The organism is Pectobacterium peruviense (assembly GCF_003312355.2).
In the GTDB taxonomy this organism is placed as follows: domain Bacteria; phylum Pseudomonadota; class Gammaproteobacteria; order Enterobacterales; family Enterobacteriaceae; genus Pectobacterium; species Pectobacterium peruviense.
In genome coordinates this window covers 3,161,157-3,174,311 of the sequence record NZ_CP161826.1, presented here as the reverse complement: position 1 = coordinate 3,174,311, position 13,155 = coordinate 3,161,157, and the positions used below count along the sequence as shown (strand labels likewise).

12 protein-coding genes are annotated in these 13,155 nt (G+C 51.8%); 8 read left to right on the top strand and 4 right to left on the bottom strand.

From position 1 onward, the window contains the following. Nucleotides 1-379 precede the first annotated feature (379 nt). Together gltP and DUT67_RS14370 are read left to right on the top strand one after the other, a co-directional pair. Nucleotides 380-1,696, top strand: coding sequence for a glutamate/aspartate:proton symporter GltP (gene gltP, locus DUT67_RS14375; protein ID WP_113631778.1), 1,317 nt, complete (start codon nucleotides 380-382; stop codon nucleotides 1,694-1,696). 170 nt (nucleotides 1,697-1,866) lie between these two features. Next, nucleotides 1,867-2,763: a hypothetical protein gene (locus DUT67_RS14370; RefSeq protein ID WP_113631777.1), complete on the top strand. Its 897-nt coding sequence runs from the start codon at nucleotides 1,867-1,869 to the stop codon at nucleotides 2,761-2,763. Nucleotides 2,764-3,392: 629 nt separating this feature from the next. Here DUT67_RS14370 and DUT67_RS14365 read toward each other — a convergent pair. From DUT67_RS14365 to DUT67_RS14350, 4 genes are all read right to left on the bottom strand, one after another. Then, a complete protein-coding gene (locus DUT67_RS14365; RefSeq protein ID WP_113631776.1) occupies nucleotides 3,393-4,496 on the bottom strand; it encodes an iron-containing alcohol dehydrogenase family protein in 1,104 nt (367 codons plus the stop codon). Nucleotides 4,497-4,613: 117 nt separating this feature from the next. Further along, nucleotides 4,614-5,480, bottom strand: a complete 867-nt coding sequence (locus DUT67_RS14360) for an ABC transporter permease (RefSeq protein ID WP_113625594.1) — start codon at nucleotides 5,478-5,480, stop codon at nucleotides 4,614-4,616. Then, nucleotides 5,440-6,306: an ABC transporter ATP-binding protein gene (locus DUT67_RS14355; protein ID WP_113625595.1), complete on the bottom strand. Its 867-nt coding sequence runs from the start codon at nucleotides 6,304-6,306 to the stop codon at nucleotides 5,440-5,442. The genes DUT67_RS14360 and DUT67_RS14355 overlap by 41 nt, the downstream gene beginning before the upstream one ends. A 57-nt stretch (nucleotides 6,307-6,363) precedes the next feature. Then, nucleotides 6,364-7,386, bottom strand: coding sequence for an ABC transporter substrate-binding protein (locus DUT67_RS14350; protein ID WP_113625596.1), 1,023 nt, complete (start codon nucleotides 7,384-7,386; stop codon nucleotides 6,364-6,366). 326 nt (nucleotides 7,387-7,712) lie between these two features. Between DUT67_RS14350 and DUT67_RS14345 the strand changes: the two genes are divergently transcribed. Genes DUT67_RS14345 through DUT67_RS14320 form a run of 6 tightly spaced genes read left to right on the top strand, consistent with a single transcriptional unit; the run spans nucleotide 7,713 to nucleotide 13,150 of the window. Continuing rightward, entirely contained in the window at nucleotides 7,713-8,735 is a 1,023-nt protein-coding gene (locus DUT67_RS14345; protein ID WP_113625597.1) for a malate/lactate/ureidoglycolate dehydrogenase, read from the top strand. Nucleotides 8,736-8,793: 58 nt separating this feature from the next. Beyond that, on the top strand, nucleotides 8,794-9,822 hold the full coding sequence (locus DUT67_RS14340; protein WP_113625598.1) for a glycine betaine ABC transporter substrate-binding protein: 1,029 nt from the start codon (nucleotides 8,794-8,796) through the stop codon (nucleotides 9,820-9,822). A 6-nt stretch (nucleotides 9,823-9,828) separates the two neighbouring features. After that, nucleotides 9,829-10,602, top strand: coding sequence for an ABC transporter permease (locus DUT67_RS14335; protein WP_113625599.1), 774 nt, complete (start codon nucleotides 9,829-9,831; stop codon nucleotides 10,600-10,602). Then, nucleotides 10,599-11,402 carry an ABC transporter ATP-binding protein gene (locus DUT67_RS14330; protein WP_113625600.1) on the top strand — a complete coding sequence of 268 codons (804 nt, stop codon included), beginning with the start codon at nucleotides 10,599-10,601 and terminating at the stop codon, nucleotides 11,400-11,402. The genes DUT67_RS14335 and DUT67_RS14330 overlap by 4 nt, the downstream gene beginning before the upstream one ends. A gap of 21 nt (nucleotides 11,403-11,423) precedes the next feature. After that, nucleotides 11,424-12,437: a D-cysteine desulfhydrase gene (locus DUT67_RS14325; RefSeq protein WP_113631775.1), complete on the top strand. Its 1,014-nt coding sequence runs from the start codon at nucleotides 11,424-11,426 to the stop codon at nucleotides 12,435-12,437. Beyond that, a complete protein-coding gene (locus DUT67_RS14320) occupies nucleotides 12,434-13,150 on the top strand; it encodes an aspartate/glutamate racemase family protein (protein WP_113631774.1) in 717 nt (238 codons plus the stop codon). Before DUT67_RS14325 ends, DUT67_RS14320 begins: the two co-directional genes overlap by 4 nt. Nucleotides 13,151-13,155 lie beyond the last annotated feature (5 nt).

Here is a 13,155-nt window from a genome sequence, read left to right as displayed (position 1 = left end):
CTGACTGGGCAGACGTTTTCCTTTCTACTTCGCTGCCATTTCTTGTTCCTCAACGTCCGCCATTTTTTGTACTCGATTCAGCATAAATATGATTTATCGTGCCGATAATCTGCTTGATCTGATCGTGGTGGAATAGTAGCATTCCTGTCATAACAATAGCTTATGTATTTATTTTTGTTAAGCGATACAAATAGTTGTGCATTTTTATTGAATAATTATGTTAACGACTTTTGTGTCACAGTAGAAAAATAACGCTAGCAACCAATCAGATATTCTTACTAGTCACTCACCTCCACGTTGATTTTTTCGGTTCGTATTGCGCCGGAGTCGCGCTAGCGCCATGTCAGTAATGGCGGGGAGTTTAAAACGGAAAATGACGATGAAAACACAAAAAATCAGCCTAGCCTGGCAAATCCTTATTGCGTTAGTTCTTGGTATTGCTCTCGGTGCCGTACTGCATGAACAGCAGGAAAGCCGTCAGTGGCTCATCAGCAATATTCTTAGCCCAGCGGGTGATATCTTTATCCGCCTGATTAAAATGATTGTTGTCCCCATTGTTATCGCCACGCTGGTTGTTGGGATTGCGGGTGTAGGGGATGCCAAAAAGCTTGGGCGTATCGGCTTCAAAACTATCCTCTATTTTGAAATCATCACGACGGTGGCGATTATCCTTGGCATCACGCTAGCCAATGTCTTCAAGCCGGGGCTTGGCATCGATATGTCGACGCTGACGGCTGTTGATATCTCTCAATATCAAAAGACTACCGAGCAGGTGCAGAGCGGCTCGCATAGTTTGGTGGGGACGGTGCTGTCGCTGATTCCGCCGAATATCTTCGCGGCGATGGCACACGGTGAAATGCTGCCGATCATTTTCTTCTCGGTGCTGTTTGGTCTGGGGCTATCTTCGTTGCCTAAAGAACATCGTGATCCGCTGCTGAGCGTCTTTCGCGGCGTATCGGAAACGATGTTCAAAGTGACGCACATGATCATGCGCTACGCGCCGGTTGGGGTATTTGCGCTGATTTCCGTCACGGTTGCCAACTTTGGTTTTGCTTCGCTGTGGCCGTTGGCTAAGCTGGTGATGCTGGTTTACGCGGCAATCTTCTTCTTTGCGCTGGTGGTGCTCGGTGCGGTCGCACGGCTGTGTAAACTGCGAATCACGATGCTGATCCGAATTCTGAAAGATGAGTTGATTCTGGCGTACTCCACAGCCAGTTCAGAAACCGTGCTGCCGCGCATCATTGAAAAAATGGAAGCCTATGGCGCACCGAAGTCGATTACCAGCTTCGTGGTGCCGACCGGTTACTCCTTTAACCTTGACGGCTCTACGCTGTACCAAAGCATTGCCGCGATCTTCATCGCGCAACTGTACGGAATCGAATTGTCGATTGGGCAGGAAATCGTGCTGGTGTTGACGCTGATGCTGACCTCCAAAGGCATTGCCGGCGTACCGGGTGTGTCGTTTGTCGTACTGCTAGCTACGCTGGGCAGCGTCGGTATTCCGCTGGAAGGTCTGGCGTTTATTGCGGGCGTTGACCGCATCCTCGACATGGCGCGTACCGCGCTGAACGTGGTGGGAAATGCGCTGGCGGTGCTGGTGATTGCCAAGTGGGAACACCAGTTCGATGAGAAGAAAGCGCGAGCCTACGAGTGTGAAATCAAAGGCATCACTACCCAGCCCGCCGAGCAGGGGTAATACCGTCACATTCCAAATTGCATGTACAACGGGCGCATCGAATAATCGATGCGCCCGTTTCTATTGAGTACCAACGTAATAGTAGAATACTGAGAAAACTATTCTATGTACTATATTAAGTAGTTAGCTGTTGAATAATAGGAAATTGATTTCTGAATGCGTGAGGGATTATGGGGAATGGAAATAATATTTACCGGTGGTTTGCTGGTCAAACTATTGAAGGAGCAAAGGGGATCAAGAGCAAACCCCAGTCTTACTTTAGGGATGATCCTATTTATCTTCCCCCCAAAAAAAGTGAATGGACTGCTCTGGTTGAACAATGTAAGCCGGAGGTAAATCCAATAGCAAATGGTGTATTTATTTGGACTGAAATCAAGGGCGCCGGACATGTTTTTGTTTCAGTTCATGAGAATAATGATGCTCATGTGTATACCTATGGTCGATTTGGCCGGCGATGGTTCGGGGCTCTTTTAGGCGATGGAATTCTTAATTTTTTGAAATATGAAGATGCGAGAATGTATTACAGGAATGAATTATATAAAATGGAAGCTAAGGTATTTCGCATTGATGACGCAGATCTATTTATCACGAGAAAATACTTTGAACGGTTGTGGGAAAATGGCGCTCCTTCCATCCAAACTCCAGACATGCGTGATGCGACTCAAAGACGTGGGAAAACTGTTGATCAGTATGATGTGACAGGTAAAAACTGTACCACTCACACCATGGATGGAATTAAGTTTGCTGGATCGAGCGTGTTCAGTGCAGGGTACAACACAAACTCTCAAATGCGCGTTGATCTGGAAGAGAGTTTCGCCGTACCTGTATCTTTGCAGCGATATTTAATGGGGAAAAGTGCCGGAGCATCAATGCAGGTTGCAGACGTGACTGGCGAGTTCAAAAAGCAATACCCCAACATAGATAACTTTATGCCAACAGAAGAGACGCTAAGGTCAAGGGGAGAGTCAGCTGTTACGGAAGTGGCTTCAGCTTTAGGATATGGCTCATCTTATTCTGGTGGCTCAGTGGGCGGTTTATTAGGTGGTTTTAGCGATGTTAACAAATAAAAGAAAAACTATCGTTAGATGGTCAGGGATTCTGTTCGTCTCATGTTGCTATTTTATCGTACTTCATTTTGCCAAAAGATCGTTTTTTAGTTTCCTTGAGAAGGAATCAAGGCGAGTTTCAGATGCTATGACGATGAGTGAATACAGTAATGCGATCAATATAGTGCAAGCTAAGGCTGGTGTAATCGATGAGGTTGGTTTTTTTGGCTTTTTCATCTGCATCTTGTTAATTATTTTTATCTTCAAAAAAATAAGGTGATTTACATGAGGGAGAATAGGGGAATGTACTTTTTGAGATGGGGAAGTATTCTATTTATACTGTTTTGCTACTTGGTATGGTTGTTTATATCATTACAGCCTATGTCTGTTTTTATGGAGAATGAAACCCTACAGCTTTCTAATTCTGTTTCAGCAGAGCGGTATTCATCCTCTCTCCGCCAGATCAAGGATGCAACAGAGAATGCTTTTAATGGATATGTGTATGGTTTTTTAGTCTGTGTGCCAGTGGTATTGCTCCTTTTCAAAAAGGTTCGTTAGTTTGCCCTTAGCGGGATGACATGCCATGGCTGATGGTTTTTTCCCAACAATGCCTGATTGCTTCATTATTGGGAAAAAAGCGTTATCTGCCGTCATGCCGCGTGGCTGTTGATCGTGTTCTCTTCCAGCGTTTGCGTACGCCATAGCGCCTGTTGAATTCGTTCCGCATCTGTTGCGAACGGCAGACGAGCAGCAATTTTAGGGGCGATTTTCACGTTCTGCGCGATGCTTTCAACCAGCAATGGACGTTCGTTCAGACCAAGGGCGCTTAGCGTGATTGGGCTACCGTAGCGGCGCAACTGGGCGAACAGTTCTTCGCGGTCAGCGTCGTTATCGTGCTCCAGAAAAGCCTGTGCAGCCAGACCAAAACCCACTTTCTCTCCGTGCAGCCAGTCATGCAGTTCCGGCAGGCGAGTCATGCTGTTGTGGATAGCATGCGCGACGCCGATGCGTGGCACCTCATCTTTCATGCTATTCGCCACGCCAGCCAGTGCAATAACGGCATCGATCACACGGCGCAGGGCAGGGGTGACCAACCCTTGTTCATTATCCGCGATGGCCTGCTCGCCGTACGTATTAAACGTTTCTACGGCCAGCTTTGCCGCCTGCGCTTTGAGCGCTAACGCCAGTCCAGCATCGCCGTGGCGCAAATACGGTTGAAATTCGTACCACTTTGCCAGTGCATCCACGATACCGGCTTTGAGGTAACGTGAAGGGCTGTGGGCGATGATTTCACTGTCTACCAGTACCCACACTGGTAAACGCGTCAGTGGAAAGGGGCCGTTGTGCGCACCGCTATCGCTGTAAATCACGCTGATCGGTGACCAGGCGGCGCAGGTTGCGGCAATGGTGGGGACAGCGATGACGGGGATCTGCCCCAGAATATCGCCGACAGCCTTGGCAACATCGAGCACACGGCCGCCGCCAATGCCTAAAATCAGTTCCGCGCTGAATGTGCGCGCCTGTGCAGTTAGCGTCTCGATCGCGGGTTTGGTGCAATCGCCCGGCAAGAATTCGACCTGATAGCGTAAGCCGTGTTCATTGAGGCTGCGTTCGACGGCATCCGCCGTCGTTTTCCATGCCTGCGGGCTGGTAATAATCAGTATTGTGCTGGCGTAAGGCGCCGCGTATTCGCCGACAGAACGAATGACGCCATCACGATTCAGATAGGTTTGTGGCGCTTGTATTGCAATCATGTTCGCGATCTCTCATCTCTGTGGGAAAAGACCAACCAGTTGTAACAGTGATATCGAACGCCGCAAAAGAACAATTCTGGTTATGAATGGGTAGATTTCGCATAACCAGAATGACGTTTAGCGCTGCATTCCCCAGCGTTTCACCGTGAGCTTTTCGATGGTAGAAAACACCAGTCCTTCAACCAGCAGCCCGATGATGATGACGGAAGCCAGCCCGGCAAAAACACGGTCGGTGTAAAGCTCGTTACGGTTCTGGAAGATGTACCAACCCAAACCACCATTGCCGCTGGATGCTCCGAACACCAGCTCAGCGGCGATCAGGGTGCGCCAGGCAAATGCCCAGCCGATCTTCAGGCCGGAGATAATCGATGGCAGCGCCGCAGGGATCAGGATCGCACTAATGTAGCGAAAGCCGGTCAGGCCGTAGTTGCGACCCGCCATACGCAGCGTTTCCGAAACGCCGAGAAAACCGGAATAGGTGTTCAGCGCCATTGGCCACATCACGGAGTGGACGAGCACGAATACCAGACTCTTTTCTCCCAGTCCAAACCACAGCAGCGCTAACGGCAGTAACGCAATCGCGGGCAGTGGGTTGAACATGGAGGTCAAGGTGCCTAAGAGATCGCGCCCGAAACGGGTGGACACCGCCAACGCGCTGAGTGCCAGCGCGAGCAGGCTGCCGATGATATAGCCTTTCAGCAATGTGCCGAGAGAAACCACCATCTTATGCGGCAGTTCACCGCTGGCGACATCGTCGCGAAAGGCCTGAAACGTTTGCAGGAAGCTGGGCAGCATCAGGTCGTTATTTTGCCAACGTGCGCCTATTTCCCACAGCAATAGCAGCCCAGCCAGCAGCACCAGCTTGCGAATCCAGGCCTGATTCCACAGACGGGTCGCCAGCGGCAGAGGTTGGGCGAGGGTAAAATCTTTCAGCGGTGCCAGTTCACGCTGATACTCGGGCCGCACGGGGGGCTGGATGCTCATAAGTTTTACCTTGCGTGGATGTGATGGGTGACGGCGCGTCGACATCGGTTGGAAAAAGAAGATGGTGAATGCGCTGCGCCGTGCCCTGAAAATCTTCGCTGCCCTGATCGTTTAGCGCGAACTGATGGCAGTTGATTTCCGCCCGCACGCGACCCGGATGCGGTGAGAGCAGCAAAACTCGACTGCCGACGATCAGCGCTTCCTCAATCGAGTGGGTGACAAACAGCAGCGTGAAGCGCACCTCTTCCCACAGCGCCAGCAATTCTTCCTGCATTTTGCGGCGGGTCAGCGCATCCAGTGCGGCGAACGGCTCATCCATAAGCAGCACTTTTGGCTGCATGGTCAGCGCCCGCGCGATGGCGACACGTTGTTTCATCCCGCCGGATAAGGTATGCGGATAGGCATCGGCAAACTTCGCTAGACCGACCTTATCGAGAAAATAACGGGCACGCTCTTCTGCTTCGGCTCGCGTTGCCTGACGGCTGGCAACCAGCGGAAACAGCGTATTTTCCAGCACGGTTTTCCACGGCGGTAGCTGGTCAAATTCCTGAAAGACCATAATGCGATCTGGGCCTGGTCGTGTGACGCGCTGCCCGTCCAGGCGGATTTCACCGTCTACCGGAGACAAAAAGCCGCCGATAGATTTGAGCAAGCTGGATTTGCCGCAGCCGGAAGGCCCTAATAGCACGAATCGTTCGGCGGGAAAGACGTCAAAACTTACGTCATGGGTGGCGCGTACCAGACTGCGCCGCGTGCGATATTCCAGCCCGACGCCGTCCACCTGCAATAGTGGCTGGCCGACAGCGTCGTGAGGGTGGTGTGTCATGCTTGTTCTCCTACGTGGCGACAACGATAATCGTCGAATGAGCCTGACTCTGGCCGTTTAGCTACCCGGCTGGTCGTGGATTTCAGCAAAGAAATAGTCCTTCCAAGAGGCGGCTTTGTTTTTCAACACGCCAAGCTGTTGCAGCTTTTCGGCATAAACGTAGGTGCGCTCTGGGGTGATAGTGAAATCGATCTCAGGATCGGCAACGATGCGTTTCACCAGTTCAGGATCCAGCTTCGATTTCTCTACCCGAATATAGGTTTCGGCGGCGGCGGCTTTATCCGCCTTGATGATCTGTGAGGCTTCTTTCAGGGCTTCATAGAAGGCGCGGTAGGTTTTCGGGTTTTCGTCATGGAATTTCTGTGTGGTGTACAGCACGTTGAACGTCGCCTGACCGCCGAGTACGTCATAAGAGCTCAGAATTTTGTGCACATTGGCATGCTCCAGCGCCTGATATTGGAAAGGTGGGCTGGAGAAATGAGCATTGATTTCGGAACCACCTGCGATAAGTGCCGCGCTGGCATCGGGATGCGGCAGGCTGACGGAAATCTTGTCGAAGCGTTTGAAATCTTGTGCGCCGTAGAGTTTCGCCGTTTCGATTTGCAACGTGCGTGACTGGAATCCGACGCTTGCGGCAGGTACTGCGATACGATCTTTATCGCTCAGGTCGCGGATAGATTTCACCGCCGGGTTATTGCTGAGTAAATAGTTGGGCATGGAACCGAGCGAGGCAATAGCTTTCACATTCTGGCGACCCTGCGTGCGATCCCATACTGTCAGCATTGGTGGAACACCTGCGGAGGCCACATCCAGTGCGCCGGAAAGCAACGCTTCGTTAATCGCCGTCGCGCCAGAAAGCGTGCGCCAGTCTACCTTGATATCCAGCCCTTGCTGCTTACCGTGCTTTTCTATCAGGCTCTGGTCTCGCACCACATCCAGAATCAGATAACCAATGCCAAACTGCTGTGCAATGCTGATGGTACCTTCCGCATTCGCACCAAATGCCGTTAACGTCAGGCCAATCATGGCGGCAAGGCGTGTGAAACTCGTCGATTTTTTCGCGGGTAGTGAGTGATTCATTATTGTTATCTCTCATGGTTAAGCAGTAATAAAAAAGGGTATGAAATAAATAATAAAAACGGCAGGTTAATATTTAAATAAATAACGTGCTGTAAATAATGTACTAAGGAAAACATCCTATTTTCTTGGGGCGTTGCTGATAAAGTGTTTTTTGGAATAAGTTAGAATAAATGTAATTTATATCGGTGATGCATAAGATAAAACAAGTAAATAACCGCCTTAGCTAAATATTCGCTATAGATAGTCTTATTTGTCAGTTATGGATAAAAATCTGCGCGTTATAGTGGCGATAATATTCATTGTTATTGTGGTATGCCGAGAAAAATATGCCTGTTTTTACTCATCATCATTTACGCGATTATTTACGTGACCGACTGACAGAAAATGACGTGGACGCATCAATTGCAGAAATTGTGGCGGATAACCTCGTCGAATCCAGCCTGAAAGGGCATGACTCGCACGGCGTGAGTATGCTGCCGCGCTATATCGACGCGATTCGAGAAGGTGGGTTATCGCCTCATGCACAGGCAGAAAAAACGCTGGATTTCGGCCCGTTAGTTTCGTTTGACGGTCAGCAGGGATTTGGGCAAGTCGTGGCAAAGCAGGCGCTGACAGAAGGGATTGAACGTGCGCAAACGCATGGCCTAGCGGTGGTTAGCCTGGCAAATGCTCACCATCTTGGGCGCATCGGTGCATGGGCGGAACAGGTCGCAGAGGTTGGGCTGGTGTCGCTGCACTTTGCCAACGTGTATACCAAACCGGTAGTGCTGCCGTGGCAGGGCCAACAGGCACGTTTCGGGACGAACCCGTTCTGTGCCGGTATTCCGGTTGAACACGACGATCCGGTTATTCTGGATTTTGCTACCAGCGTAATTGCCGGTAATAAAGCCCGTATCGCGTGGAATGAAGGCAAATCGGTTGCTCCCGGTTGCATCGTTGATAACGAAGGTAACCCGACGGTGGATCCGCGTTGGTTGATGGAACACCCTTTGGGGGCACTGCTACCGTTCGGCGAACATAAAGGTTCGGGGCTGTCGCTGGTTTGTTCTCTGCTTGGCGCAGCGCTGACCGGCGGGAAAACCGAACGTACGGCGAAAGGTGAGGGTAAGCAGATTATTAACAGCATGCTGTCGATTTTAATCGATCCGCAAAAATTAGGCGGCGCGGCAACCTATCAACAGGAAATCCCAGCCTTATTAGAGTGGGTACGCCAATCCCGAGATGATAACGAATTATTACTGCCGGGCGATAAAGAAAAACAAACCTATCTCCAGCGGTTAGATAACGGGATTTTTGTCGATGATGTGAGTTGGGGACAACTATCTTATTTAAATAACAGAGTGGCCTGATGAATTAATTTATTAACTTATTTAAATTTTTACTTATTTAACCCTATAGGGAAAAACAATGAAAAATATATTGAATGCGGTCGGTGTCAGTGGCTTGTTATTAATGACCACATCCGTACTGGCGGCAGAAAGCAATGCTCCTGAAAAGCATCCTGATGAAGTTCGTGTGGCCTACAGCGGCGGTTCACAGGTATTAGTCTTAGCCAAAGCCGATGGTTCGCTACAAAAAGCATTGGGCGCGCCAGTAAAGTGGGTGCAGTTTGCTTCTGGTGCTGATGCGCTGAATTATTTCGCCAGTAATGCGATAGATATCGCCAACTTTGGTTCCAGCCCGGCGACAGCCGGTATTGTCAGAAAGCTACCTGTGGAAATCGTTGGCGTCTCTGGCGTGATCGCTACGTATGAACGCCTAATTGCCAAATCTGGCATCACTACGCTGAAAGATATCGAAGGTAAACGCGTCGCTTATCCGCCAAATTCCACGGCGCAGTACGCGTTGGAAGCGGCAATCGCGGTGAATAAACTCGATCGCAGCAAGATTACCCTTATTCCGCTACGTCCGGCTGAGATGGTAGCCGCATGGAAGCGTGGCGATATTGATGCAGGCTACGTCTGGGCACCGTTCGCGCAGGAGTTGGAGGCTTCCGCCGGACATGCGATTTTTGCGACCAAAGATCTGCAAAAAGATGGCTATCTGATTTACAACAACTACGTGGTCAGAAAGGCCTTTGCCCAGCAGTATCCAGAAACGGTGGCACGCTTCCTGCGGGTGCACCAACTGAAAGTGGATGAGTTCCGTCAGGATCCGGAAAAAGCGGCAGCGATTGTGGCAAAAGAAGTCGGTGCGCCAGTCACGACAGCAACCAATACGCTGTCAGGGCTGGAATACCCGACGCTGGAGCAGCAGGCGACGGCACAATGGCTGGGTGATGGTAACAACACAGATCGGAGCGGCATCGGTCAGGCGGTCGCGAAAACGGCGCATTTTCTGGAGAGTATCGGCGAAGTTCGCCAGCGTGATATTCCTGCGTCGTTCGCCGACTCCATTAATTCCTCTTATTTGAAGCAGGCTGCAAAAGGGAATTAACGGGTCGTGAAAAGAACGTCTTATGTGTTATTGAGCATCACGTCTGTGGCGGTGGTGCTCGCGTTGTGGCAGTTGGCGGGGGCGAAGCAGTGGGTAGATCCGCTGCTGCTACCGCCGCTGTCGGATATCATTCTGACCGCCGGGGAGCTCGCGCAGGACGGCTACCGGCAGGTATCGCTATGTGAACATATTGCCGTCAGTGTCGCTCGGGCGCTGAGCGCTTTCAGCATCGCCATTATTCTTGGCGTCCCGCTTGGCCTGTTGATGGGGCTATCGCCTCCGACTGCTGCCGTTTTTAATCCTTTCGTTCAGTTTCTCCGGCCGCTGCCTAAAATTGCACTTATTCCTCTGGCGGTGGTCTGGCTGGGAATCGGTGAGGCATCTAAATTCTTTCTGATCTTCATCGCTACCTTTCTCAGCGTCGTGGTCGGTGCCTGTGCTGCCGTTGAGCGTGTGGAACGTTCCCGTATCCGCGTTGCACAAACGCTCGGTGCCAGTCGCCGACAGATCTTTTTCCACGTCGTTTTGCCCGATACGCTGCCGGAGTTGTTCACCACGGTGCGGCTGGCTATCGGTATCGGCTGGACGTCCTTGATTGCGGCGGAAATGGTCGCCGCTACGTCAGGCATTGGCTGGATGGTGATGAATGCCAGCGCCTATCTGCGTACCGATATCGTTATGTTGGGCATCTTATTACTAGGCGGCATTGGCTATGCGCTCGATTTGCTGTTGGTCGGTGCGCAGCGTGTCTTCGTGCCGTGGGCGGGGAAATCATCATGACAGAACATGCTCAGCCTGTTGCGCCGCACATTGTTGTGGAACGCGTAAGCCTCACGTTTCCGTCACAAAGCGGCCCGCTAACGGTACTGGATGACGTATCTCTCCAGATCGCCAAAGGTGAATTCGTGGTGCTGCTTGGCCCTTCCGGCTGCGGCAAGTCAACCATTCTCAACATGATCGCCGGTTTTGAAGCCGCCGATAAAGGGCGCGTGCTGTGCGGCGATGAACCTGTTCGTCGTCCGGGACCCTCGCGCGGCATGGTATTTCAGCAGGCCAATTTATTTCCCTGGCTCACGGTGCTGGAAAACGTGACGTTTGGCCCACGGATGCAGGGCGCGAATAAAGCCCAACTTCAGCGTGAAGCAGAAAACTATTTGGCACTGGTCGGGCTGGAAGGATTCCAACAGCACTATCCCTGGCAGCTCTCTGGCGGAATGAAACAGCGGGTGGCGCTGGCGCGTGCCTGGCTGCCGAATCCCGAGGTGCTGCTGATGGATGAGCCGTTTGGTGCGCTGGATGCTCAAACCCGTTTGATGATGCAGGAACTGCTGCTTTCTGCCTGGCAGAAAACGGGCACCACGCTGTTATTTGTCACGCATGACGTGGATGAAGCGCTGTTCTTAGCCGACCGGGTATTGGTGATGTCTGCGCGTCCCGGTCGTATTGCGGAGGCGATCTCGCTGCCGTTTGGCCGCGAAAGAGACATTGAAACTCTGGCTCAGCATCCTGACTACGCCGCATTGAAGCAGCGTATTTTACATCGCGTTCGTGAAGAAGCGCGTCGTCACCTCAATCTGTAATCCGAATTTCAGGAGAATATTATGCATCTTGCCCGATTCCCCCGTTTATCACTGGGTCATTTTCCTACGCCGCTGGAAGTGTTGCCGAACCTGTCTGCTTATCTGGGTGGACCGACGATTTATATCAAACGCGACGATGCCACAGGGCTGGCGACCGGCGGGAATAAAACCCGCAAGCTGGAGTTCCTGTTAGCCGATGCGCAGCAGCAGGGCGCGGACGTCATCATCACGCAAGGGGCGACACAGTCTAACCATGTGCGGCAAACCATTGCGGCTGCAGCAAAGCTGGGGCTGAAAACCAAAGTGCTGCTGGAAAAGCGCGTGGAAGATTATGGTGAAGATTATCAGCGCTCCGGTAACGTGCTGCTGGATAACCTGCTGGGCGGTGACATTATCGACCACCTTCCTGCGGGTACAGATATGCAGCAGGCGATGGAAACACTGTCGGAATCGCTGCGTAAAGAAGGGTTTAAGCCTTATGTCATCCCCGGCGGCGGTTCCAGTCCGGTAGGCGCGTTGGGCTATGTCGCCTGTGCGGAAGAACTGTTGTTCCAGTCTAGTCAGCAGCGCTTGCGCATCGATCATATTGTTCATGCGACGGGCAGCACGGGTACGCAAGCGGGATTGGTTACCGGACTGGCGGCAACACATAGCCAGATTCCGCTGTTAGGCATCAGTGTCAGAGCGCCCAAAGCAAAGCAGGAGGAGAATGTTTACGCGTTAGCGCAGCGCACCTGGCAACTGCTGGGCATTCCGGGCGAACTGTCGCGCAGCACTGTGCAGGTAAACAGTGACTACGTTGGCAAAGGTTATGGTATTCCCACTGAAGGAACGCTGGAAGCACTCAGACTGTTGGCGCAGTTGGAAGGGATTTTGCTCGATCCGGTCTATTCAGGAAAAGGGATGGCGGGACTGATCGATCTGATCCGTCAGGGACATTTTCGCGCCGATGAAAACATCGTCTTTATTCATACTGGTGGTTCAGCGGGGCTGTTTGGCTACCGTCAACTGTTCGAACAAACGGCAGCACAATGAGCATACCGCTGATTGGCGTGCTGGGTGGCATGGGGCCGCTGGCAACGGTCGATCTGTTGCATAAAATCATTGAGGAAACGCCTGCAAACCGCGATCAGGAGCACGTGCCGGTGATTGTCTGGAATGTACCGCAGATTCCCGACCGCCAGCAGGCGCTGGCAGGAACCGGTGAATCACCGTTACCGACGCTATTGCATGCTGTCCAGCAGCTTAATCGCTTATCGGTCAGTCATATTGTGGTGCCGTGTAATACAGCACACCACTGGTTTGACGCGTTGGCTGAGGCAAGTCATGCGCCGCTGGTGCATATGGCCGATGCCACGCTGCATGTCATCACACAACCTGCGAAGACAAAGAAAGTGCCACAAAAAATCGGTCTGATCGCGACCCACGGGACGCTAAATGCCGGATGGTATCAGCAGCGTTTTGCCACGCAGCTAGATGCTGAAACCGTGGTGCCGGACGAGCAGGAAATGACGACACTCTTCGTGCCAGGGTGCTATGCGGTAAAGCGTGGCGAACTCCAGCACGGTGGGCGTTTGTTAGAACAGCTTGCGGCACAGTTGGTGGAACGCGGGGCAGAGCGTCTGGTGCTGGCCTGCACGGAGGTTCCTCCTGCGCTGGAGGCGGTGGCGTCACGCTGGAGAGATATCAGCATCGATCCAACGCGAGCATTGGCACAGGCCTGTGTTCGCATCTGGCAACAGAGATAAAAAAA

Coding starts and splice junctions, on each gene's coding strand:
- gltP (WP_113631778.1), top strand. CDS start 380: ATGAAAACACAAAAAATCAGCCTAGCCTGGCAAATCCTTATTGCGTTA.
- DUT67_RS14370 (WP_113631777.1), top strand. CDS start 1,867: ATGGGGAATGGAAATAATATTTACCGGTGGTTTGCTGGTCAAACTATT.
- DUT67_RS14365 (WP_113631776.1), bottom strand. CDS start 4,496: ATGATTGCAATACAAGCGCCACAAACCTATCTGAATCGTGATGGCGTC.
- DUT67_RS14360 (WP_113625594.1), bottom strand. CDS start 5,480: ATGAGCATCCAGCCCCCCGTGCGGCCCGAGTATCAGCGTGAACTGGCA.
- DUT67_RS14355 (WP_113625595.1), bottom strand. CDS start 6,306: ATGACACACCACCCTCACGACGCTGTCGGCCAGCCACTATTGCAGGTG.
- DUT67_RS14350 (WP_113625596.1), bottom strand. CDS start 7,386: ATGAATCACTCACTACCCGCGAAAAAATCGACGAGTTTCACACGCCTT.
- DUT67_RS14345 (WP_113625597.1), top strand. CDS start 7,713: ATGCCTGTTTTTACTCATCATCATTTACGCGATTATTTACGTGACCGA.
- DUT67_RS14340 (WP_113625598.1), top strand. CDS start 8,794: ATGAAAAATATATTGAATGCGGTCGGTGTCAGTGGCTTGTTATTAATG.
- DUT67_RS14330 (WP_113625600.1), top strand. CDS start 10,599: ATGACAGAACATGCTCAGCCTGTTGCGCCGCACATTGTTGTGGAACGC.
- DUT67_RS14325 (WP_113631775.1), top strand. CDS start 11,424: ATGCATCTTGCCCGATTCCCCCGTTTATCACTGGGTCATTTTCCTACG.
- DUT67_RS14320 (WP_113631774.1), top strand. CDS start 12,434: ATGAGCATACCGCTGATTGGCGTGCTGGGTGGCATGGGGCCGCTGGCA.